Annotated in this window: 20 protein-coding genes; 12 read left to right on the forward strand and 8 right to left on the reverse strand. The window is 54.5% G+C overall.

The genetic code is table 11. The features are described 5' to 3' along the window. Positions 1-404: 404 nt before the first annotated feature. Together ACMWLG_RS10180 and mdtD are read left to right on the forward strand one after the other, a co-directional pair. On the forward strand, positions 405-1,112 hold the full coding sequence (locus tag ACMWLG_RS10180) for a FadR/GntR family transcriptional regulator (RefSeq protein WP_045400474.1): 708 nt from the start codon (positions 405-407) through the stop codon (positions 1,110-1,112). Further along, positions 1,109-2,542: a multidrug transporter subunit MdtD gene (gene mdtD, locus ACMWLG_RS10185; RefSeq protein WP_039263279.1), complete on the forward strand. Its 1,434-nt coding sequence runs from the start codon at positions 1,109-1,111 to the stop codon at positions 2,540-2,542. The genes ACMWLG_RS10180 and mdtD overlap by 4 nt, the downstream gene beginning before the upstream one ends. On the opposite strand, the gene rbsR is transcribed toward mdtD, so the two are convergent. From rbsR to kup, 7 genes are all read right to left on the reverse strand, one after another. Further along, entirely contained in the window at positions 2,508-3,500 is a 993-nt protein-coding gene (gene rbsR, locus ACMWLG_RS10190; RefSeq protein WP_072162366.1) for a ribose operon transcriptional repressor RbsR, read from the reverse strand. The two genes, mdtD and rbsR, sit on opposite strands and share 35 nt — an antisense overlap. Before the next feature lie 3 nt (positions 3,501-3,503). Beyond that, the gene (rbsK, locus tag ACMWLG_RS10195; RefSeq protein WP_032662107.1) at positions 3,504-4,433 is read right to left on the reverse strand and encodes a ribokinase; all 930 of its coding nucleotides are present in this window, start codon (positions 4,431-4,433) and stop codon (positions 3,504-3,506) included. Positions 4,434-4,539: 106 nt separating this feature from the next. Beyond that, the gene (rbsB, locus tag ACMWLG_RS10200; protein WP_010426610.1) at positions 4,540-5,430 is read right to left on the reverse strand and encodes a ribose ABC transporter substrate-binding protein RbsB; all 891 of its coding nucleotides are present in this window, start codon (positions 5,428-5,430) and stop codon (positions 4,540-4,542) included. Between the two features lie 27 nt (positions 5,431-5,457). Next, positions 5,458-6,423 (reverse strand): ribose ABC transporter permease, encoded by a 966-nt coding sequence (gene rbsC / locus ACMWLG_RS10205; RefSeq protein ID WP_006808742.1) that lies wholly within the window; start codon positions 6,421-6,423, stop codon positions 5,458-5,460. Positions 6,424-6,427: 4 nt separating this feature from the next. After that, positions 6,428-7,933 (reverse strand): ribose ABC transporter ATP-binding protein RbsA, encoded by a 1,506-nt coding sequence (gene rbsA / locus ACMWLG_RS10210; protein ID WP_045400473.1) that lies wholly within the window; start codon positions 7,931-7,933, stop codon positions 6,428-6,430. A gap of 7 nt (positions 7,934-7,940) precedes the next feature. Then, positions 7,941-8,360: a D-ribose pyranase gene (gene rbsD / locus ACMWLG_RS10215; protein WP_003862392.1), complete on the reverse strand. Its 420-nt coding sequence runs from the start codon at positions 8,358-8,360 to the stop codon at positions 7,941-7,943. A gap of 197 nt (positions 8,361-8,557) precedes the next feature. Beyond that, positions 8,558-10,426, reverse strand: coding sequence for a low affinity potassium transporter Kup (gene kup, locus ACMWLG_RS10220; protein WP_023309781.1), 1,869 nt, complete (start codon positions 10,424-10,426; stop codon positions 8,558-8,560). Positions 10,427-10,648: 222 nt separating this feature from the next. Between kup and ravA the strand changes: the two genes are divergently transcribed. Both ravA and viaA read left to right on the forward strand, forming a co-directional pair. Next, positions 10,649-12,145: an ATPase RavA gene (ravA, locus tag ACMWLG_RS10225; RefSeq protein ID WP_029741900.1), complete on the forward strand. Its 1,497-nt coding sequence runs from the start codon at positions 10,649-10,651 to the stop codon at positions 12,143-12,145. Then, positions 12,139-13,590 carry an ATPase RavA stimulator ViaA gene (viaA, locus tag ACMWLG_RS10230; protein ID WP_045400472.1) on the forward strand — a complete coding sequence of 484 codons (1,452 nt, stop codon included), beginning with the start codon at positions 12,139-12,141 and terminating at the stop codon, positions 13,588-13,590. Before ravA ends, viaA begins: the two co-directional genes overlap by 7 nt. Here the strand turns inward: viaA and asnA are convergent, their stop codons facing one another. After that, complete coding sequence (asnA, locus tag ACMWLG_RS10235; RefSeq protein WP_045400471.1) at positions 13,591-14,583, reverse strand: aspartate--ammonia ligase; 993 nt, start codon at positions 14,581-14,583, stop codon at positions 13,591-13,593. A gap of 151 nt (positions 14,584-14,734) precedes the next feature. Here asnA and asnC point away from each other — a divergent pair, with 151 nt between their 5' ends. The 8 genes from asnC (at position 14,735) to atpF (ending at position 21,357) form a co-directional block, all read left to right on the forward strand. Continuing rightward, a complete protein-coding gene (gene asnC, locus ACMWLG_RS10240) occupies positions 14,735-15,193 on the forward strand; it encodes a transcriptional regulator AsnC (protein WP_023333916.1) in 459 nt (152 codons plus the stop codon). 90 nt (positions 15,194-15,283) lie between these two features. Next, complete coding sequence (gene mioC, locus ACMWLG_RS10245) at positions 15,284-15,733, forward strand: FMN-binding protein MioC (protein ID WP_023309786.1); 450 nt, start codon at positions 15,284-15,286, stop codon at positions 15,731-15,733. 374 nt (positions 15,734-16,107) lie between these two features. Beyond that, positions 16,108-17,997, forward strand: a complete 1,890-nt coding sequence (gene mnmG, locus ACMWLG_RS10250; RefSeq protein WP_014072433.1) for a tRNA uridine-5-carboxymethylaminomethyl(34) synthesis enzyme MnmG — start codon at positions 16,108-16,110, stop codon at positions 17,995-17,997. Positions 17,998-18,104: 107 nt separating this feature from the next. Further along, the gene (gene rsmG / locus ACMWLG_RS10255; protein ID WP_023309787.1) at positions 18,105-18,728 is read left to right on the forward strand and encodes a 16S rRNA (guanine(527)-N(7))-methyltransferase RsmG; all 624 of its coding nucleotides are present in this window, start codon (positions 18,105-18,107) and stop codon (positions 18,726-18,728) included. 616 nt (positions 18,729-19,344) lie between these two features. Then, positions 19,345-19,725 carry a F0F1 ATP synthase subunit I gene (gene atpI, locus ACMWLG_RS10260; RefSeq protein ID WP_008500194.1) on the forward strand — a complete coding sequence of 127 codons (381 nt, stop codon included), beginning with the start codon at positions 19,345-19,347 and terminating at the stop codon, positions 19,723-19,725. Positions 19,726-19,733: 8 nt separating this feature from the next. Beyond that, a complete protein-coding gene (gene atpB / locus ACMWLG_RS10265; protein WP_023309789.1) occupies positions 19,734-20,549 on the forward strand; it encodes a F0F1 ATP synthase subunit A in 816 nt (271 codons plus the stop codon). A gap of 49 nt (positions 20,550-20,598) precedes the next feature. Then, positions 20,599-20,838, forward strand: coding sequence for a F0F1 ATP synthase subunit C (gene atpE, locus ACMWLG_RS10270; protein WP_000429386.1), 240 nt, complete (start codon positions 20,599-20,601; stop codon positions 20,836-20,838). Between the two features lie 48 nt (positions 20,839-20,886). Next, complete coding sequence (gene atpF, locus ACMWLG_RS10275; RefSeq protein ID WP_014072436.1) at positions 20,887-21,357, forward strand: F0F1 ATP synthase subunit B; 471 nt, start codon at positions 20,887-20,889, stop codon at positions 21,355-21,357. The last annotated feature ends 5 nt before the right edge of the window (positions 21,358-21,362 follow it).

The raw sequence follows: 21,362 nt of genomic DNA on the forward strand, positions 1-21,362 counted from the left end.
TCAGAGACTTGGTATTCATTTATTGTCCGAAGACATTAAGAATCCATGTCACTTTGAGTGCCCACACAGATTGTCTGATAAATTGTTAAAGAGCAGTGCCGCTTCGTTTTCGCTGCGGCGCGGGGTGTGCATATTACGCTTTCCCGCTTCAGAGTCAAGCGTTTATTTTCGCTTTTCTCTGCTGACCCGGCGGCGTGTGTGCCGTTGTTCCGTGTCAGTGGAGGCGCATTATAGGGAGTTATTCCGGCGTGACAAGAGGAAATTTAAAAAAAGTTTCTATCCGTGTTTTTTTTCACCAGTAGCGGTGAAATCAAGCTACAAATTGTTCTATTTGATGTATCTGCAACCACAATCACATTCGAGGTGGCATAATTATCAGCATGAATCTTTAAGGAATAAAAGCGATGCCATTAAGCGCACAACAGCTGGCCGCCCAAAAAAACCTGTCGTACGTGCTGGCAGAAAAGCTGGCTCAGCGGATTTTAGCGGGTAAATATGCCCCGGGCAGCATCCTGCCGGGTGAGATGGAGCTGGGTGAGCAGTTTGGGGTGAGCCGTACCGCCGTTCGCGAAGCGGTGAAAACCCTGACGGCAAAAGGCATGGTGCTTCCACGCCCTCGCATTGGCACACGCGTGATGCCACAGAGTAACTGGAATTTTCTCGATCAGGAGCTGCTCTCCTGGTGGATGACGGAAGATAACTTTCACCAGGTCGTCGATCACTTTCTGGTGATGCGCAGCAGCCTTGAACCTCAGGCATGTCTGCTTGCCGCCACGCTAGGAACTTCAGAGCAGAAAGCACAGCTTAACGCGCTGATGGAAGAGATGGTGTTCCTGAAAAAGCACTTCAACCGCGAACGCTGGGTTGAGGTTGATATGGCCTGGCATGAACACATCTATATGATGAGCGCCAATCCGTTTCTCACCTCTTTTGCCTCTTTATTTCATTCGGTGTATCACACCTACTTTACCTCTATTACACAAAACGAAGTGGTAAAACTGGATTTGCACCAGGCGATAGTAGATGCCATCCAGGAAAGCGACGGGCAGCGAGCCCTGAGTGCGTGCCAGGCACTGCTGGCCGCGCCAACCCACCAGCAGGTAAATAAATGACAACGAAAAAAGCGCGCAGCATGGCCGGATTGCCGTGGATTGCAGCCATGGCGTTTTTTATGCAGGCACTGGATGCCACCATCCTCAACACAGCGCTTCCCGCTATTGCGCAAAGCCTTAACCGCTCCCCGCTGGCGATGCAGTCCGCCATCATCAGCTACACCCTGACGGTCGCAATGTTAATTCCGGTCAGCGGCTGGCTGGCCGACCGCTTTGGCACCCGCAGAGTTTTCATGCTGGCCGTAACGCTCTTTACGCTCGGTTCACTGGCCTGTGCGCTCTCCTCATCCTTAACGGAGCTGGTTATCTTCCGCGTATTGCAGGGCATTGGCGGCGCGATGATGATGCCGGTGGCGCGTCTTGCCTTGCTGCGAGCCTACCCCAGGAGCGAACTGCTTCCCGTGCTCAACTTCGTCACCATGCCGGGCCTGGTCGGCCCGATTCTTGGCCCGGTACTCGGTGGCGTATTTGTCACCTGGGCAAGCTGGCACTGGATCTTCCTGATTAATATTCCAATTGGCGTTGCGGGGCTGCTGTATGCCCGCAAATATATGCCGAACTTCACCACGCCAAGGCGCAGCTTCGACATGGGAGGCTTTTTCCTGTTTGGCCTGAGCCTGGTGTTATTCTCCAGCGGAATGGAGCTGTTTGGCGAGAAGATCGTCGCGACGTGGTTAGCGCTCTCCGTTATCCTCTGCGGTATTCTGTTATTCCTTCTTTATATACGTCACGCGCGCCGTCACCCGACGCCGTTAATTTCCCTGGGGCTCTTTAACACCCGAACGTTTTCCGTTGGGATTGCAGGAAACATTGCGTCTCGTCTGGGGACGGGTTGCGTACCGTTCCTCATGCCATTGATGCTGCAGGTGGGTTTCGGCTACCCGGCCCTGATTGCTGGCTGCATGATGGCGCCCACGGCAATGGGCTCAATTCTGGCAAAATCAACCGTGACACAGGTGCTGCGCTGGTTTGGCTATCGTAAGACGCTGGTTGGCGTGACGGTCTTTATCGGTCTGATGATTGCGCAGTTCTCGCTGCAATCCGCCGCGTTACCCGTCTGGATGCTGATCCTGCCGCTGTTTGTGTTGGGCATGGCGATGTCGACGCAGTTCACGTCGATGAACACCATCACCCTCGCCGACCTGACTGACGAGAACGCCAGCAGCGGCAACAGCGTGCTGGCGGTAACGCAACAGCTGTCGATCAGTTTAGGGGTTGCCGTGAGTGCAGCGGTGCTGCGGTTTTATGAAGGTTTTGACAGCGCAAATACCGTTGAGCAGTTCCACTATACCTTTATCACCATGGGCGCACTTACCGTGGTATCGGCGCTGGTCTTTATGCTGTTAAAACCGAAAGATGGCCGAAACCTGATTAAAGAGCGTCACAAAGAGAAAGCTAAACCGAACCGCGTTCCATCAGAACAGGAGTAAGCTGCAGGCGTTGCTGTTGCAGCGTGGGCTGCGCCATACGGTGAATCAACACATCGATGGCCAGCTCGCCCAGTTCATCTTTTGGCTGATGGATCGTGGTCAACGGCGGCGTCATGTAGCTGGCCAGTTCGATATCGTCATAGCCAATGACCGCCATATCATCAGGCACGCGTAGCCCCGCCTGATACAACGCCTGGTAGGCACCAAACGCCATCGCGTCGTTACCAATAAACACCGCCTGCGGACGCGGCTTTAGCGCCAGCAGTTTCTGCATCGCCTCGAAACCGCCGTTAAATTCAAAATCACCGGTGATTCGATAGCCATCAGGAATGGCAAGCCCCGCTCGTTCCATGGCGGAGAGATACCCTTCCAGACGCAAACGCGCCGGAGTTTTATCCAGCGGCCCCGTAATACAGGCAATGCGAGTGTGTCCTTTATCAATCAGGTGCTGAGTCGCCATATCACCGCCCAGCAGGGAGTTATCCTGAATGAGATCGCTGGTTCCGTCGAACGGCGCCCAGTCCATCATCACGGTGGGAATCGAAGGATAGCGCTGGATGATCTCTTTCGAGGGCTGGTGCGTTTCGGTGCAGAGCAGCAATAGTCCGTCGACGCGTTTTTGCATCAGCGTTTCCAGGTTACGATTCATGCGCTGCTCGTCGCCCTCGGTATTGCACAGCACCAGGCTGTAGCCACGCTCGAAGCAGCTGCGCTCCACGCCGCGAACCAGTTCTGAATAAAAGGGGTTGGTACTGGCGGTGATCAGCATACCGATGGTGCGCGTCTGGTTGAGCTTAAGGCTGCGCGCCAGCGCAGACGGCGCATAGTTGAGTTCTTTTACCGCAGCTTCAACTTTCTCCCGAATCGCCTCGCTGACGAAGCGATCGTTGTTTATAACGTGGGAGACCGTCGAGGTAGAAACGCCCGCCATGCGGGCGACATCTTTCATTGTGGCCAAGCGTTACCCCTGCTGACTTAAGAATTCATCGATCTCTTTACGCCACGGAACGGAAGGCTGGGCGCCTTTACGCGTCACCGCAATCGCGGCAGCAGCGTGTGCGAAGCGAATAGCGTCATCCATTCTCTTGCCTTCCAGCAGCGCGGTGACAAGTGCACCGTTAAAGGTATCTCCCGCTGCGATGGTATCAATCGCTTTGACCTTAAAGCCCGGCACGCGACGGCCTTCGCCATTGACGCTTGCCCACACTCCACGGCTACCAAGGGTGATAATCACGGTGCCGATGCCCTTATCATGCAGTGCACGCGCGGCTCGCGCGGCATCGTCATCATTTTCTACGCGAATGCCCGTCAGCTTTTCGGCTTCGGTTTCGTTCGGCGTAATGATATCCACCAGCGCCAGCAGCTCGTCTGATAATACACGGGCTGGGGCCGGGTTAAGTACGACAGTGGTATGATTTTCATGCGCAATTTTCGCGGCGGCCAGCACGCTTTCAACCGGTGACTCCAGCTGCATGAGCAGGGCTTCCGCTCCGGCGATGATGGCACGTTGCGCTTCTACGCGCTCCGTCGTCAGCGCAGCGTTAGCACCCGCATGAATACCGATGACATTCTCACCTTCAGCATTGACGAAAATCAGCGCCACGCCGGTTGATTCCCCTGCAACCACGCTGACCGGTGCGATATCAATGTTGTCGCTCGCCAGCTGTTTGCGTACTCGCTCACCGGTATCGTCATCACCCGTGCAGGCGATAAACGCAATATTCGCCCCGCTACGTCCGGCAGCGACGGCCTGGTTGGCGCCTTTACCGCCAAATGCCACCTGATACTGGTTACCCGTGACGGTTTCGCCCGGTGCAGGGAACGATTCAAGGTTAAGAATGTGATCGGCATTGATACTGCCAAGGACGACGAGGTTGCCTGCGGTTTTCATGGTTGGGTTGTCCATCTGAGAGCGCCACCGGTGTTACCCGGCGGCGTATGCCACACTTTTCTTTATTGGTGTCCCTCAGGCAGCCAGCGACTGCCTGATTCGCCTTTTACTGCTTGATGACCAGCTTCAGGTCAACTGGGTATTTGGCCTGAACTTTTTCGCCCTTCAGCACTTTGTCGGCAGTTTCAACGCCAGTGGCGCCAATCTGCTCAGGCAGCTGAGCGATGGTCGCAGCCAGTTTGCCATCGTTTACTGCTTTTTCACCATCCGGCGTGCCGTCAAATCCGACAACCATCACATCAGATTTACCTGCGGTCTGCAGGGCACGCAGCGCGCCGAGCGCCATTTCGTCGTTCTGTGCGAACACGGCCTGCACGTCAGGATGCGCGGTCAGCAGGTTCTGCATAACGTTCAGACCTTTAGTGCGGTCGAAGTCTGCCGGCTGGCTGGCCAGCACGTTGAATTTGTGTGCAGCCACTGCCTGCTGGAAGCCTTCACCACGCTCGCGGGCTGCAGACGTACCGGCAATCCCCTGCAGTTCGATAACTTTCGCGCCTTCGCCGGCTTTCTTCGCGATGTAATCACCGGCGATTTTACCGCCCAGCACGTTATCAGACGCAATGTGGCTAACAACTTCGCCTTTCGTTGCCTGGCGGTCCAGAGTGATCACCGGAATTTTCGCCTGGTTTGCCATTTTAACGGCGTTACCGACGGCATCAGAATCGGTTGGGTTGATCAGCAGAATTTTGGTGCCGCGAACGGTTAAGTCCTGAACGTTAGCCAGCTCTTTCGCCGGGTTGTTCTGTGAATCCAGCACCACTAGGTTGTAGCCAAGTTTGTCCGCTTCTTTCTGCGCACCGTCCTTCAGGGAGACGAAGAACGGGTTGTTCAGGGTAGAGACAACCAGCGCGATGGTGTCTTTCGCCATGGCGTTAGCACTTACGGTTGCGCTCAGCGCGACAGCAGAAACCAGGGTAGCCAGTTTTTTCATGTTCATATCTAAGATGTCCTGTAGTGTCGTCAGTTACTGTTTTTTGTTGTCTACCAGTACCGCCAGCAAAATCACCACTGCCTTAACGATCATCTGGTAATAGGAGGAAACACCTAACAAATTCAAACCATTATTCAGGAAACCGAGAATCAGTGCGCCGATCAATGTCCCAACAATGCGACCTTTACCGCCCGCAAGACTCGTACCGCCCAGAACCACTGCCGCGATAGCATCCAGCTCATAACCCGTCCCTGCCGTTGGCTGCGCGGAGGAGAGGCGCGCCACTTCGATGATACCTGCCAGCGATGCCAGCAGACCGCACAGGGAGTAAACGATAATTTTGACTTTATTAACGCTGATACCGGACAGGCGCGTTGCCGCTTCGTTACCGCCCAGCGCGTAGATATAACGACCCAGACGGGTGTGGTGCAGCATGTACCACGCCGCCAGGAAGACGATAGCCATGATCCAGACCGGGGTCGGAACACCCAGCGGGCGACCAATACCGAACCAGCCAAACAGATCGGCGTTATCGGTAAAGCCGGTATTGACCGGGCTGCCGTTGGTGTACACCATGGTCACACCGCGCAGCAGCAGCATCATCACCAGCGTAGCGATAAACGCCTGAACGCGGCCTTTTGCTACAATCACGCCGGTTACGGCACCAATCGCCGCGCCTGCCGCCAGGGCCGCGGCCACGGCCACCAGCGCGTTGACTTCAATGCCGACAATCGAAGCGGCGATCGCGCCGGTGAGCGCCAGCAGGGAACCGACGGACAGATCGATACCTGAGGTCAAAATCACCAGCGTCATGCCGACCGCCATAATGGCGTTCACCGATGTTTGCTGCAGAATGTTGAACAGGTTATTAACGGTGAAAAAGTTCGGGCTCATGGTCGATACAATCGCGATCAGCACCAGCAGGGCAATCAGCGATTTTTGTTCCATCAGCCATGCCTTTGTGAAATAGCGGCGACCAGAAACAGCCTGGGTAGTCATCTTCTTACTCCTGATTCACGCGATTAAGCTTGCCCACAGCGGCAGCCATCAGAACTTCCTGGGTGGCCTGCTCGCGAGTGAATTCACCGCCGAGATGCCCTTCATGCATGACGATAATGCGATCGCTCATGCCTAATACTTCTGGCATCTCGGAAGAGACCAGAATGATGCTCAGACCGTCGGCCTTGAACTGGTTAATCAGCTGATAGATCTCTTTCTTCGCGCCCACGTCCACGCCGCGGGTTGGCTCGTCGAGGATCAACACTTTCGGGCGCGTCATCAGCCCGCGCGCAATCGCCACTTTTTGCTGATTACCGCCGGACAACAGGCCAATCGCCTGCTCCATCGACGGGGTTTTGACGTTAAAGAGGCGGATAAAATCGCTCACCGCCTGCTGCTCATCTTTATGCTTCAGGCTACCGCCGCTATGGCTGAAATAGCGCAGCGCGGTCAGGGACATGTTCTCTTTAACCGACATCCCCAGCACCAGGCCGTCGCGTTTGCGGTCTTCAGAGATATAGACGATGCCGTTCGCCAGGCCATCCTGCGGAGAGCGGGTGACCACTTCATGACCGTCTAGGGTGACATAACCGCTGGTGCGCGGCAGTGCGCCGTACAACACTTTCACCAGCTCGGTACGCCCGGCACCCATCAGGCCAGCCACGCCCAGGATCTCGCCCTGGCGCAGGGTAAAGGTCACGTCGTTCACGCCAGGGCCGCAGAGGTTGTCCACCTTCAGGCGGATCTCACCCGGCGCTTTATCCAGATGCGGATACTGATCTTCGAGCTTGCGTCCCACCATCATTTCGATGAGCGTATCTTCGGTCAGCGTGGCGACTTCGCGCTCGGCAATAAACTGCCCGTCGCGGAAGACGGTGACGTCATCGCAGATTTCGAAGATCTCTTTCATGCGGTGAGAGATATAGACAATCCCGCGCCCCTGCGACTTCAGCTCGCGGATCACGCGGAACAGGGATTCGGTTTCGGTGTCGGTCAGAGCGTCGGTGGGTTCATCCATAATGATGACCTTCGACTCAAAGCTCAGCACCTTGGCAATTTCCACCATCTGCTGATCGCCAATAGAGAGATCGCCGACCAGGCGGTCGCTCTTAAAGCGCAGGTTCAGCTTCGCCAGCAGCTTGTCCGCTTCGGCGTACATGGTTTTCCAGTCGATTTTGCCGAACCGGTTAACAAACTCGCGGCCGAGGAAGATGTTTTCAGCAATGGTGAGCTGCGGGATCAGGTTCAGCTCCTGGTGAATAATACCGATGCCCGCTTCCTGAGAGGATTTTGGGCCATTGAAGGTGGTCTCTTTCCCCAGCCAGACGAGTGAACCGGCATCGCGTTGATAGATACCGGTCAGCACTTTCATCATGGTGGATTTGCCGGCACCGTTTTCGCCCACCAGCGCCATCACGCGCCCGGGGTAGACGTTCAGCGCCGCGCCGGAGAGGGCTTTTACGCCCGGGAACGACTTATCGATCCCTTTGAGTTGCAGTAATGCGTCCATGATGGCCTCAGAAGGTGACGCCAGCACAGAGAATGATATTCGCATACGGGGAACACTCCCCGCTGCGAATCACCGCCTGACTGTCTGCGGTTTGTTGTTTGAACTGTTCGTGCGTCGTGTAACGAATTTCTATGGTGTTTCCCTGGTGTTGTTGCAGTTGCTCAATATGGCTGAGCAACGTTTCGTGGAGTTGCGGATTATGTTGTTTGATTTCCGCCGCGAGAATGGCTGCCTCAACCTGCATCTCCGCCGTCACGACTTCCAGTACCTGCATAAACGAGGGTACACCCTGCGTTAACGCCATATCGATACGGGTTGTGCTGCGCGGAACCGGTAAGCCTGCATCGCAAACCACCAGCGTATCGGTATGCCCAAGACGGGAAATAACCGATGAGATTTCTGAGTTGAGTACCGTGCCTTTCTTCATTTTCTTGCTCCACTAGCGAAACGTTTCGCTGACGTCAGTTTAATCTCAAGAATGTTCAGAAAACCATCATGACGTAACAGATTTGTGATCGACGTCGAAACGTTTCGCTAAGTGAAATGCAGAGACAATTATTGTGGGTTGGCGAGGGGTTTGGTAGGCCGGGTAAGCGAAGCGCCACCCGGCATTTTCAGAAGGGATTAGATCTCGACCTGCGTTCCCAGCTCAATCACGCGGTTAGGCGGGATCTCAAACTGGTCAGGCGCGCGCAGGGCGTTACGCTGCAGGATGAGGTACAGCTTTCCGCGCAGACGCAGATACCACGGTCGCTTGCCGATGATCAGCGACTCGTGCGACATAAAGAACGACGTCTCCATCATCCGGCAGCTCAGCCCTTCCAGGCCGCAGCGGTGGAACACCTCTTCCACGTTTGGCGTTTCGCGCCAGCCGTAGCTTGCCACCACGCGCCAGAAGGTCGGAGACAGTTGCTCAATCTGCACGCGACGCACGTTGTGAACGTAAGGCGCATCTTCGGTGCGCAGCGTCAGCAGGATCACGCGCTCGTGCAACACTTTGTTGTGCTTGAGATTATGCATCAGCGCGAACGGGATGACGTTCAGAGCACGAGACATATACACCGCCGTGCCCGGCACGCGGACCGGCGGGGATTTCTCCAGAGAAGCGATCATCGCCTCAAGAGAATTGCCGTGCTCGTGCATGCGGCGCAGCAGGCGGAAACGCTCGCTTTTCCAGGTGGTCATGACGATGAACATCACCAGACCCAGCGTCAGCGGCAGCCAGCCGCCGGAGACAATCTTGTCGAGGTTCGCGGAGAACAGCGGCACGTCAATGCACAGGAAGCCCACCAGAATCATCGCCACGAGGAATTTATTCCAGTGCCAGTTTCGGTACGCTACCGTGGTGGAGAGCAGCGATGTCAGCACCATCGTACCGGTTACCGCAATACCGTACGCTGCAGCCAGGTTACTGGAGTGCTCGAAGCTGACGATAACAATAACAACAGCGAAATAGAGGAGCCAGTTAACGAACGGGATGTAGATTTGGCCCGACTCCATCTCTGAGGTATGGATGATGCGCATTGGCGAGAGATATCCCAGACGCACGGCCTGGCGCGTCAGAGAAAACACTCCGGAAATCACCGCCTGGGAGGCAATGACGGTCGCCAGCGTCGCCAGGATAAGCATCGGCACCAACGCCCAGTCAGGCGCCAGCAGGAAGAACGGGTTCTTGATCGCTTCCGGGTTTTTAAGCAACAGCGCGCCCTGACCGAAGTAGTTCAGCACCAGCGACGGCAGTACCACAATAAACCATGCCACGCGGATAGGCAGTTTCCCGAAGTGGCCCATGTCAGCATACAGCGCTTCCACACCGGTGATGGAGAGCACAACCGCCCCCAGCGCCACGAAGGAAACCACTTTGTATTCGAGGAAGAAATGCACCGCCCAGTAAGGGTTCAGCGCATGCAGCACTTCCGGATTCGCGATAATGCTGCGTAAACCAAGCGCCGCCAGGATCAGGAACCAGGCCAGCATAATCGGCGCGAACAGTTTGCCCACCAGCCCTGTACCGTGCTTCTGGATCATGAACAGCAGCGTCAGGACAATAATGGCCAGCGGAACCACCCATGAATCAAGCTGCGGAGCGATAATCTCCAGCCCCTCAATCGCCGACAGCACCGAGATAGCCGGCGTTATCACCACTTCCCCGTAGAAGAAACTGCCGCCAATCAGGCCGATAATGACCAGTACAGAGGTCATCCTGGCCGAGGTATTACGTCCGGCAAGAGACATCAGGGTCAGGATCCCACCTTCACCTGCGTTATCAGCACGCATAACGAAGGAGAGATATTTAACGGAAACCACCAGGATCAGCAGCCAGAAAATGAGGGACAGGAAGCCAAACACGGCATCGCGTTCAACACCAAAACCAAACTGGCCGGACAGACATTCACGAAGCGTATAAAGCGGGCTGGTGCCGATATCACCGTAGACAACCCCGATCGCCGCAAGCGTTATTGCGGGTAATGATTGCTTATTATCAGTGCTCATAGACTAGTCTTTTCGTTTAAATAACAAATGTGTTCCCGGTCCCTTGGCCCACAAAAAGCGCACAGTATGCACGATTCATTGCAAAATCGTACCCCTAAATGCAACCGCATTAATGTAGCTCAAAGAAAATTGCGCCGCACTTCAGTCTATTACCAGCCCTGACTGAAACGTCTATACTCGCTTCAATTGGCCGCCACGACGGCGAAAGGATGCAAAACTATTATGGCTCACTCACATTTATTAGCAGAAAGAATTTCCCGCCTCAGCAGCGCGCTGGAGAAAGGCCTTTTCGAGCGTAGCCACGCCATCCGCCTCTGCTTACTGGCGGCGCTGAGCGGTGAGAGCGTGTTTTTGCTGGGACCGCCGGGCATTGCCAAAAGCCTGATTGCCCGCAGGCTAAAATTTGCTTTTCAGAACGCCCGCGCCTTCGAATATCTCATGACCCGGTTTTCCACCCCAGAAGAAGTTTTTGGTCCGCTCTCCATTCAGGCATTGAAAGATGAGGGGCGCTATCAGCGCCTGACAGAAGGGTATCTTCCGGAGGCTGAGATTGTTTTTCTCGATGAGATCTGGAAAGCGGGGCCGGCTATTCTTAACACCCTCCTCACGGCGATAAACGAACGTCGATTCCGTAACGGTGCCAGTGAAGAGAAAATCCCGATGCGCCTGCTGGTGGCCGCCTCTAACGAACTGCCTGAAGCCGACAGCAGTCTGGAAGCGCTGTATGACCGTATGCTTATCCGTCTGTGGCTGGACAAAGTGCAGGATAAGTCCAACTTCCGCTCCATGCTGGTCAGCCAGCAGGATGAAAGTGAAAACCCGGTATCCGCTTCGCTGCAGGTGACGGATGAGGAGTATCACCAGTGGCAGCAGGATATCGGCAAAATCAAACTGCCTGACGCCGTCTTCGAGCTGATCTATCTGCTGCGCCAGCAGCTTGATCTCATCCCTTCAGCGCCCTATGTCTCCGATCGCCGGTGGAAAAAAGCGATCCGCCTGCTGCAGGCGAGCGCCCTGTTCAGCGGGCGTGATGCCGTCGCGCCAATCGATCTGATCCTGCTGAAAGACTGCCTCTGGCACGATGCAGAAGGCATGAATCTGATGCAGCAGCAGCTTGACGTTTTGATGACCGGACACGCCTGGGGACAGCAGGCAATGCTCAACCAGCTGGGAGCGATTGCCCAGCGGCGCATCCAGCTCCAGCAGCAGCAAAGTGATAAAACCGCGCTGAAAGTGAATCGCCTTGGGGGTATGTTCGCCCGCAAACCGCACTACGAGCTTCCCGCGGATCTGACCGGCACAACGCTAACGCTGCTGCTCCAGCAACCGCTTAAACTGCATGATATGCAGGTGGTGCACATTACGATTGAGCGCGAGGCGCTGGCGCAGTGGCTGGATAAGGGCGGAGAGATCCGAGGAAAACTCAACGGCATTGGTTTCGCGCAGCCGCTGAATATGGAAGTGGACAGTAGCCAGCACCTGGTGATCCGTGACGTCAGCCTCCAGGGATCGCGTCTTGCGCTGCCGGGAACCGCTTCGGATAGCGTGCCGGAAGAGATCAAGCAGCAGCTGGAAGCGCTGGATACCGAATGGCATCAGCAGCACACCCGCTTTAGCGAGCAGCAAAAATGCCTCTTTATTCATAGCGACTGGTTAGGTCGCATCGAAGCCAGCCTGCAGGACGTCAGCGCGCAGATCAAACAGGCGCGTCAATGCTAACGCTCGATACGCTTAACGTCATGCTGGCCGTCAGCGAGGAGGGGTTGATCGAAGAAGTGGTCATTACCCTTCTGGCGTCGCCGCAGCTGGCGGCGTTTTTTGAAAAATTTCCGAAGCTAAAAAAGGCGATGACGGACGATCTGCCTCGCTGGCGGGAAAATTTGCGTCAGCGGTTCAGGGAGACCGAAGTTCCGCCTGAGTTAACGGAAGAGGTGGCCTGCTATCAGCAGTGCCAGCGGCTCTCCACGTCGCAGTTTATCGTCCAGCTCCCGCAAACCCTGACGTTGCTCGATAACGTCCACTCTCCGTTTGCCAGCCAGGCCCGGGCGCTGGTCACGGATAACGCCACCTTTACACCCGCACTGCATACCCTCTTCTTACAGCGCTGGCGCCTCAGCCTGGTGGTTCAGGCCACAACGCTGAACCAGCAGCTGCTGGATGAAGAGCGTGAACAGCTGCTCAGCGAAGTTCAGGAACGTATGACGCTGAGCGGCCAGCTTGAAGAGGTGCTGGTAGAAAATGAAAACGCCGCCGGACGTCTGTGGGACATGAGCGCCGGGCAGCTGAAGCGCGGTGACTACCAGCTGATCGTGAAGTACGGCGACTTTCTAACGCAGCAGCCCGAGCTGATGAAGCTTGCAGAACAGCTGGGGCGCTCAAGGGAGGCAAAATCGGTCCCAAAGAAAGATGCCCCGATGGAAACCTTCCGCACCCTGGTGCGCGAACCGGCTACCGTGCCTGAGCAGGTCGACGGGCTCCAGCAGAGCGACGACATCTTACGCCTGCTGCCGACCGAGCTAAGCACGCTGGGGATGACCGAGCTGGAGTATGAGTTTTATCGTCGGCTGGTTGAAAAACAGCTTCTCACCTACCGACTGCACGGTGAAGCCTGGCGCGAGAAAGTCAGCCAACGGCCGGTCGTCCATCAGGATTTTGATGAACAGCCGCGCGGGCCATTCATTGTTTGCGTGGATACGTCCGGTTCGATGGGCGGGTTTAACGAGCAGTGCGCGAAGGCGTTCTGTCTGGCACTGATGCGCGTGGCGCTGGCCGATCGCCGTCGCTGCTTCATCATGCTCTTCTCCAGCGAGGTGGTGGGCTATGAGCTGACGAACCAGCAGGGGATCGAGCAGGCAATCCGCTTTCTGAGCCAGCGCTTTCGCGGCGGCACGGATCTGGCCAGCTGCTTCCGCAGTATTGTGGAGCGTATGCAGGGCGGCGACTGGTACGACGCTGACGCGGTGGTGATTTCCGATTTTATTGCCCAGCGGCTGCCGGATGACGTGGTGAATAAGGTGAAGGAATTACAGCGGGTGCACCAGCACCGTTTTCATGCGGTGGCGATGTCCGCTCATGGAAAACCCGGCATCATGCGCATCTTCGATCATATCTGGCGCTTTGATACCGGGTTGCGTAGCCGCCTGCTCAGACGCTGGCAGCGTTAATTACAGAAGAGAACCGACGATTTCACGTACCTGCTGCGGCCAGACGCCACACTGAACCTGACCGATATGGGGTAACTGCAGCAGCAGCATGGTCAGACGGGACTGGCCGATACCGCCGCCGATCGTCTGAGGCATTTCACCGCGCAGCAGCGCCTGGTGCCACTCGAGTTTGAGACGATCTTCATCACCGGTGACCGCCAGCTGGCGCTTCAGCGCGTCGGCATCCACGCGGATCCCCATAGATGAAATCTCGAATGCGTCTTCCAGTACCGGGTTCCACACCAGAATATCGCCGTTCAGCCCGGCAAATTCGCCCTCACCCGCCGTACTCCAGTCATCATAATCCGGTGCGCGAACGTCGTGGCGTTTGCCATCAGACAGTTTGCCGCCGATACCGATCAGGAATACTGCACCTAATTCTTTAGCGATCGCACGCTCGCGACCTTTAGCATCGAGATCCGGGAAGCGGCTCAGCAGCTCCTGGCTGTGGACAAAGTGGATCGTATCCGGCAGGAACGGTGCCAGACCAAACTCTTTGCTCACGGCCGCTTCGGTTGCTTTGATCCCGGCGTAGATCGCCTCAACGGTGGATTTCAGCGTACCGACATGGCGTTCACCATCCCCCATTACGCGCTCCCAGTCCCACTGGTCAACGTAAACGGAATGAATCGGAGAAAGGCGGTCTTCGTCGGGACGAAGGGCTTTCATATGCGTGTAGAGCCCTTCGCCCGCGCTGAAGTCGTGTTGTCCCAGGGTTTGACGCTTCCACTTCGCCAGGGAATGAACCACTTCGAACTGAGCGTCTGGCAGCGTTTTCACTTTTACCTGTACCGCTTTTTCGCATCCAGAGAGGTTATCCTGCGTCCCGTCACCCACGCGGCTAAGAATCGGCGCCTGAACTTCAATAAGGCCAAGCTTCTCTTCCAGCTGGCGGGAAAAATGGGATTTTACGAAACTGATCTGGCGTTGTTTTGCGATGTAAGCGGTTTTCATTATTTATACTCCTGCGTCCTGTTGATATTGATTAAGCAACAGAAATGGCATCAGATTCAATAACTCATCAACAAAAAGCCACCTTCACTTTTGATTCGATAAAATTAAACGCTAGAATAGGGTGATTCATTAATCCTCATAAGAAAAAGCTATGGAAAATTATCAGATCGACAATCTCGACCGCGGCATTCTGGAGGCGTTAATGGCCAATGCCCGTACCGCCTACGCCGAGCTGGCAAAACAGTTTGGCGTCAGCCCGGGAACCATTCACGTCCGCGTAGAGAAAATGAAGCAGGCGGGGATCATTACCGGCGCACGCATTGACGTCAGTCCTAAGCATCTGGGTTACGACGTCTGCTGCTTCATCGGCATCATTCTTAAAAGCGCCAAAGATTACCCTTCCGCCCTGGCGAAGCTGAACGCGCTGGATGAAGTCACCGAGGCGTATTACACCACCGGGCATTACAGCATCTTTATTAAAGTCATGTGCCGATCCATCGACGCCCTCCAGCAGGTACTTATCAACAAGATCCAAACAATCGATGAAATTCAGTCCACCGAGACGCTGATCTCCCTGCAAAACCCGATCATGCGTACCATCCGCCCGTGATCGGGCAAATTCATTCCCACATTTTCCACAGGTAGATCCCAGCTCGTTCACAGCGTACAATGGCCGTCTCTTTATCTGGGCGAGCGATCAATGGCGGACATTACCCTTATCAGCGGCAGCACCCTTGGTGGTGCGGAATACGTAGCGGAACACCTGGCTGAAAAGCTGGAAGATGCGGGCTTTTCCACGGAAACCCTGCACGGTCCGTTGCTTGAAGATCTCCCGACTGACGGGGTCTGGCTGCTGATCACCTCCACGCACGGCGCGGGCGATCTGCCGGATAACCTGCAACCTTTATATGACGAACTGCTGGAACAGCAGCCCGACCTGTCAAACGTCCGTTTTGGCGCGGTGGGGATCGGCAGTCGTGAATATGACACCTTTTGCGGGGCAATAGAGAAAGTTGAAGCCGCTGTAACCTCTTGTGGAGCAAAACAGCTGGGTGAAACGCTCAAGATCAACATCCTCGATCATGACATTCCGGAGGATCCAGCCGAGATCTGGCTCGCGGAATGGAAAAATTTACTCAAAAACGATTAAAGATCGCGCGAACAGATGTGGATAACTCTGGTTAAAAGCTCGTATTAACCCGTAGTTATCCAAAGAACAACTGTTGTATCGTTTTTGACCTGTGTATAAAGTCGCGATCTGATCCCAGCTTATACTGTCCAGGATCACCGATCATTCACAGCAAACGATCCTTTCTAACTGCATGATCTTCTTTATGAGATCGGACTTATCCACACAGGTTCGCGATCCTAATAAGAGATCACAATAGAACAGATCTCTAAATAAAAAGATCTTCTTTTTAATAGCCCAGGATCCCAATGCTTTCTCGAAAGACTAAAGTTGAGTAGAATCCACGGCCCGGGCTTCAATCCATTTTCATACCGCTTTACGCGAGGCAGACCACCATGTTTTATCAGGATCCTTTTGACGTCATCATCATTGGCGGGGGTCATGCAGGCACTGAGGCCGCAATGGCCGCAGCGCGTATGGGTCAGCAGACCCTGCTTTTGACACACAATATCGACACGCTGGGACAAATGTCCTGTAATCCGGCGATTGGCGGCATTGGGAAAGGACACCTGGTAAAAGAAGTGGATGCACTTGGCGGCCTGATGGCGAAAGCGATCGATCATGCTGGCATCCAGTTTAGGATACTAAACGCGAGTAAAGGTCCCGCCGTGCGTGCGACCCGAGCTCAGGCAGACCGCGTACTTTACCGTCAGGCTGTGCGTACCGCCCTGGAGAACCAGCCGAACCTGATGATCTTCCAGCAGGCGGTTGAAGATCTTATCGTTGAGAACGATCGCGTCGTAGGTGCCGTGACCCAGATGGGTCTCAAATTCCGTGCGAAAGCCGTGGTGCTGACCGTGGGCACATTCCTGGACGGTAAAATTCATATCGGTCTGGATAACTACAGCGGTGGCCGTGCCGGCGATCCGCCGTCTATTCCCCTGTCTCGCCGTCTGCGTGAACTGCCGCTGCGCGTCAGCCGCCTGAAAACCGGTACGCCGCCGCGTATTGATGCGCGCACCATTGATTTCAGCGTGCTGGCGCAACAGCACGGTGATAATCCGATGCCGGTGTTCTCGTTCATGGGCAATGCGGCTCAGCATCCGCAGCAGGTACCGTGCTACATCACGCATACCAACGAGAAAACCCATGACGTGATCCGCAATAACCTCGATCGCAGCCCCATGTATGCCGGCGTGATCGAAGGGATCGGCCCACGCTACTGTCCGTCGATCGAAGACAAAGTGATGCGCTTCGCCGATCGTAACCAGCACCAGATCTTCCTGGAGCCGGAAGGGCTGACCTCAAATGAAATTTATCCGAACGGCATCTCCACCAGTCTGCCGTTCGATGTACAGATGCAAATTGTTCGCTCAATGCAGGGGATGGAGAATGCGAAAATTGTTCGCCCCGGCTACGCTATTGAGTACGATTTCTTCGATCCACGCGACCTGAAGCCTACCCTGGAAAGCAAATTCATCCACGGTCTGTTCTTCGCGGGGCAGATTAACGGCACTACCGGCTACGAAGAAGCGGCTGCACAGGGCCTGCTTGCCGGTCTGAACGCCGCGCGCTTCTCTGCTGAGAAAGAGGGCTGGGCACCAGGCCGTTCTCAGGCGTATCTGGGCGTGCTGGTTGACGATCTCTGCACGCTGGGTACCAAAGAGCCGTACCGTATGTTTACCTCTCGCGCTGAATATCGCCTGATGCTGCGTGAAGATAACGCCGACCTGCGTCTGACCGAAATGGGCCGCGAGCTGGGTCTGGTCGATGACGAACGCTGGGCGCGCTTCAACGAAAAGCTGGAGCGCATTGAACAGGAACGTCAGCGCCTGAAAACCACCTGGGTGAATCCGCAGGCGGAAACCGCCGCCGAAGTGAACGCTCACTTAACCGCGCCGCTGTCGCGTGAAGCCAGCGGGGAAGATCTGCTGCGCCGTCCTGAAGTCACCTACGAGAACCTGGTCAAACTGACCGCCTTCGCGCCGGGGCTGGAAGACGCTGAAGCGGCAGAGCAGGTTGAGATCCAGGTGAAGTACGAAGGTTACATCGCGCGTCAGCAGGATGAGATCGAAAAACAGCAGCGTAACGAAAACACGCTGCTGCCGGAAATGCTGGACTACCGCCAGGTGACGGGCCTTTCCAACGAAGTGATCGCCAAGCTGAACGATCACAAACCGGTATCGATCGGCCAGGCATCCCGTATCTCCGGCGTCACGCCTGCAGCGATTTCGATCCTGCTGGTCTGGCTGAAAAAGCAGGGCATGCTGCGCCGCAGCGCGTAATGCCCAGAACATTGCCCGGTGGCGCTGCGCTTACCGGGCCTGATGAACCCGTAGGGCGGGTAAGCGAAGCGCCACCCGCCACCTAAGTTTTCCAACAGGTATTCACCGTGCTCAACAAACTCTCTCGTCTGCTGGATCAGGCAGGTATTTCGCTCACCGATCACCAGAAAAATCAGCTGGTGGCCTATGTCGATATGCTGAACAAATGGAACAAAGCGTACAACCTGACTTCAGTACGTGACCCCAACGAGATGCTGGTACGCCATATACTCGATAGCATCGTGGTTGCCCCGTGGCTGAAAGGTGAGCGTTTTATCGACGTGGGTACGGGACCTGGTTTACCGGGCGTTCCGCTGTCGATTGTTCGCCCTGAGAGCCACTTCACGCTGCTGGACAGCCTTGGCAAGCGCGTGCGCTTTTTACGTCAGGTACAGCATGAGCTGAAGCTTGAAAACATCACGCCCGTGCAGAGCAGGGTAGAGGAGTTCCCGGCAGAGCCGCCGTTTGACGGTGTTATCAGCCGCGCGTTTGCTTCGCTCAATGATATGGTGAGCTGGTGTAAGCACTTGCCGGCAGAGAATGGCCGCTTTTATGCGCTGAAAGGGCAGTTGCCAGGCGATGAGATTGAACAGCTCCCGGACGGTTTTGCTGTTGAATCCATCGAGAAATTACACATTCCTCAGCTCGATGGGGAGCGTCATCTGGTGATAATTAAGCCAAACAATTTTTAAAAAATTAATAAAAAATGTGGAATTTGTGCTGTTCTTCGCATGTTAAAAAACAGCACAACTACCGGGGATTTACCGGTGAGCTTTTAACCTCTTTTTCACTAAGGTTTTTCTTCAGGTTAACCTGGCCACTTTTATTCACCGAGAAGATAGTCATCTGTGAAAATATAAGTCTGCTAAAAGTGGGAGGCAGTAACCAGAACGCAATGTTAATTGTTTATTAAGAATGTCAATAAAACGTTTTTATTGTGTACTGGGCTGTTTTGAAAATAGTTACGACGTTTTGCTTTTAATTTCATAAAGATAAATTTATGCGATTTGCGCCTTTGATAAATACAACCTTATCGCAAATGTGTGTTTTGTGATCTCGTGCACGCTTTATCGCCAACGTTTTCGCGCTGTTTGCAGTTTTGGTCGAAGGTTGACGCTTTCAGCGAAAGTTAAAAAATAGCGGTGGGGAAAAATATTTAAACATTTATTCACCTTTTCGCTACTTAATGTTTGAAATCACGGGTGCGCACCGTATAATTTGACCGCTTTTTGATGCTTGACTCTGAGCCTTAAAGGACGTTTTATACGACACGCGGCATACCTCGAAGGGAGCAGGAGTAAAAACGTGATGTCTGTGTCGCTCTTGAGTAGAAACGTTGCTCGTAAGCTTCTGTTCATTCAGTTTCTGGCTGTGATAGCAAGTGGACTGCTGTTTAGCCTCAAAGACCCCTTCTGGGGCATCTCCGCCGTGTGCGGGGGTTTGGCGGTTGTGCTGCCAAACGTGTTGTTTATGATTTTTGCCTGGCGTCATCAGGCGCATACACCCGCCAAAGGCCGCGTGGCCTGGTCCTTCGCCCTCGGCGAAGTGTGTAAGGTGTTGCTGACCTTTGCTCTACTGGTGATGGCGCTGGCGGTTTTGAAAGTGGTCTTCATGCCGCTGATAGCAACGTGGGTTTTGGTGCTGGTGGTACAAGTTCTGGCTCCAGCTGTAATCAATAACAAAGGGTAAAAGGCATCATGGCTTCAGAAAATATGACGCCGCAGGATTACATAGGTCACCATCTGAATAACCTTCAGCTGGACCTGCGTACATTCTCGCTGGTGGATCCACATAACCCCCCGGCCACCTTCTGGACGATCAACATCGACTCCATGTTCTTCTCGGTGGTTTTGGGTCTTCTGTTCCTGGCCATGTTCCGCGGTGTTGCTAAACGAGCGACCAGCGGTGTACCAGGGAAATTCCAGACCTTCATCGAAATGATCATCGGCTTCGTCCATGGCAGCGTCAAAGACATGTACCATGGTAAGAGCAAGCTGATTGCTCCGCTGGCCCTGACCGTGTTCGTTTGGGTCTTCCTGATGAACCTGATGGACCTGCTGCCAATCGATCTGCTGCCGTTTATCGGCGAGCATATCTTCGGCCTGCCTGCGCTGCGTGTTGTACCGTCTGCGGACGTGAACATCACCCTGTCGATGGCGCTGGGCGTGTTTATCCTGATTCTTTTCTACAGCATCAAAATGAAAGGCGTAAGCGGCTTTGTGAAAGAGCTTACCTTGCAGCCGTTCAACCACTGGGCGTTTATTCCGGTCAACCTGATCCTGGAAGGCGTTAGCCTGCTGTCCAAACCTGTTTCACTGGGTCTGCGACTGTTTGGCAACATGTATGCGGGTGAGCTGATTTTCATTCTGATCGCGGGTCTTCTGCCGTGGTGGTCACAGTGGATTCTGAATGTGCCATGGGCCATTTTCCACATCCTGATCATTACGCTGCAAGCCTTTATCTTCATGGTTCTGACGATCGTCTATCTGTCGATGGCGTCTGAAGAGCACTGATTTTTTACCAACACTACTACGTTTTAATTGAAACAAACTGGAGACTGTCATGGAAAACCTGAATATGGATCTGCTGTACATGGCTGCCGCTGTGATGATGGGTCTGGCGGCTATCGGTGCTGCGATCGGTATCGGCATCCTCGGGGGCAAATTCCTGGAAGGCGCAGCGCGTCAACCTGATCTGATTCCTCTGCTGCGTACTCAGTTCTTTATCGTTATGGGTCTGGTGGATGCTATCCCAATGATCGCTGTAGGTCTGGGTCTGTACGTGATGTTTGCTGTCGCGTAGTAGTAGTTTTAAAACCCTAAGCCACAGAAATTAAAGAGGTATTGTGCTGTGAACATGAACGCAACAATCCTCGGCCAGGCCATCGCGTTTATTCTCTTTGTCTGGTTCTGCATGAAGTATGTATGGCCGCCTTTAATGGCTGCCATCGAAAAACGTCAGAAAGAAATTGCTGACGGTCTGGCTTCTGCAGAACGCGCTAAGAAAGATTTGGACCTTGCACAGGCCAACGCGACAGACCAGCTGAAAAAAGCGAAAGCTGAAGCTCAGGTAATCATTGAACAGGCTAACAAACGCCGTTCTCAGATCCTGGACGAAGCCAAAGCTGAAGCAGAACAGGAACGTACTAAGATCGTGACACAGGCTCAGGCAGAAATTGATGCTGAGCGTAAACGTGCTCGTGAAGAACTGCGTAAGCAGGTTGCGATTCTGGCTGTTGCTGGCGCCGAGAAGATCATCGAACGTTCCGTGGATGAAGCTGCTAACAGCGACATCGTGGACAAACTTGTCGCTGAACTGTAAGGAGG

Origin of the sequence: Enterobacter sp. 01-M-02-SI-ECC, assembly GCF_047530595.1 — a bacterium.
Classification (GTDB): Bacteria; Pseudomonadota; Gammaproteobacteria; order Enterobacterales; family Enterobacteriaceae; genus Enterobacter; species Enterobacter cloacae_M.

What these genes read in the sequence shown, in the direction of transcription:
- atpE (WP_000429386.1), top strand. Translation starts at nt 20,599, where the DNA reads ATGGAAAACCTGAATATGGATCTGCTGTACATGGCTGCCGCTGTGATG.
- rbsB (WP_010426610.1), bottom strand. Translation starts at nt 5,430, where the DNA reads ATGAACATGAAAAAACTGGCTACCCTGGTTTCTGCTGTCGCGCTGAGC.
- atpI (WP_008500194.1), top strand. Translation starts at nt 19,345, where the DNA reads ATGTCTGTGTCGCTCTTGAGTAGAAACGTTGCTCGTAAGCTTCTGTTC.
- viaA (WP_045400472.1), top strand. Translation starts at nt 12,139, where the DNA reads ATGCTAACGCTCGATACGCTTAACGTCATGCTGGCCGTCAGCGAGGAG.
- atpB (WP_023309789.1), top strand. Translation starts at nt 19,734, where the DNA reads ATGGCTTCAGAAAATATGACGCCGCAGGATTACATAGGTCACCATCTG.
- ACMWLG_RS10180 (WP_045400474.1), top strand. Translation starts at nt 405, where the DNA reads ATGCCATTAAGCGCACAACAGCTGGCCGCCCAAAAAAACCTGTCGTAC.
- rbsA (WP_045400473.1), bottom strand. Translation starts at nt 7,933, where the DNA reads ATGGACGCATTACTGCAACTCAAAGGGATCGATAAGTCGTTCCCGGGC.
- rbsK (WP_032662107.1), bottom strand. Translation starts at nt 4,433, where the DNA reads ATGAAAACCGCAGGCAACCTCGTCGTCCTTGGCAGTATCAATGCCGAT.
- rbsD (WP_003862392.1), bottom strand. Translation starts at nt 8,360, where the DNA reads ATGAAGAAAGGCACGGTACTCAACTCAGAAATCTCATCGGTTATTTCC.
- ravA (WP_029741900.1), top strand. Translation starts at nt 10,649, where the DNA reads ATGGCTCACTCACATTTATTAGCAGAAAGAATTTCCCGCCTCAGCAGC.
- mioC (WP_023309786.1), top strand. Translation starts at nt 15,284, where the DNA reads ATGGCGGACATTACCCTTATCAGCGGCAGCACCCTTGGTGGTGCGGAA.
- mnmG (WP_014072433.1), top strand. Translation starts at nt 16,108, where the DNA reads ATGTTTTATCAGGATCCTTTTGACGTCATCATCATTGGCGGGGGTCAT.
- rbsC (WP_006808742.1), bottom strand. Translation starts at nt 6,423, where the DNA reads ATGACTACCCAGGCTGTTTCTGGTCGCCGCTATTTCACAAAGGCATGG.
- mdtD (WP_039263279.1), top strand. Translation starts at nt 1,109, where the DNA reads ATGACAACGAAAAAAGCGCGCAGCATGGCCGGATTGCCGTGGATTGCA.
- asnC (WP_023333916.1), top strand. Translation starts at nt 14,735, where the DNA reads ATGGAAAATTATCAGATCGACAATCTCGACCGCGGCATTCTGGAGGCG.
- kup (WP_023309781.1), bottom strand. Translation starts at nt 10,426, where the DNA reads ATGAGCACTGATAATAAGCAATCATTACCCGCAATAACGCTTGCGGCG.
- asnA (WP_045400471.1), bottom strand. Translation starts at nt 14,583, where the DNA reads ATGAAAACCGCTTACATCGCAAAACAACGCCAGATCAGTTTCGTAAAA.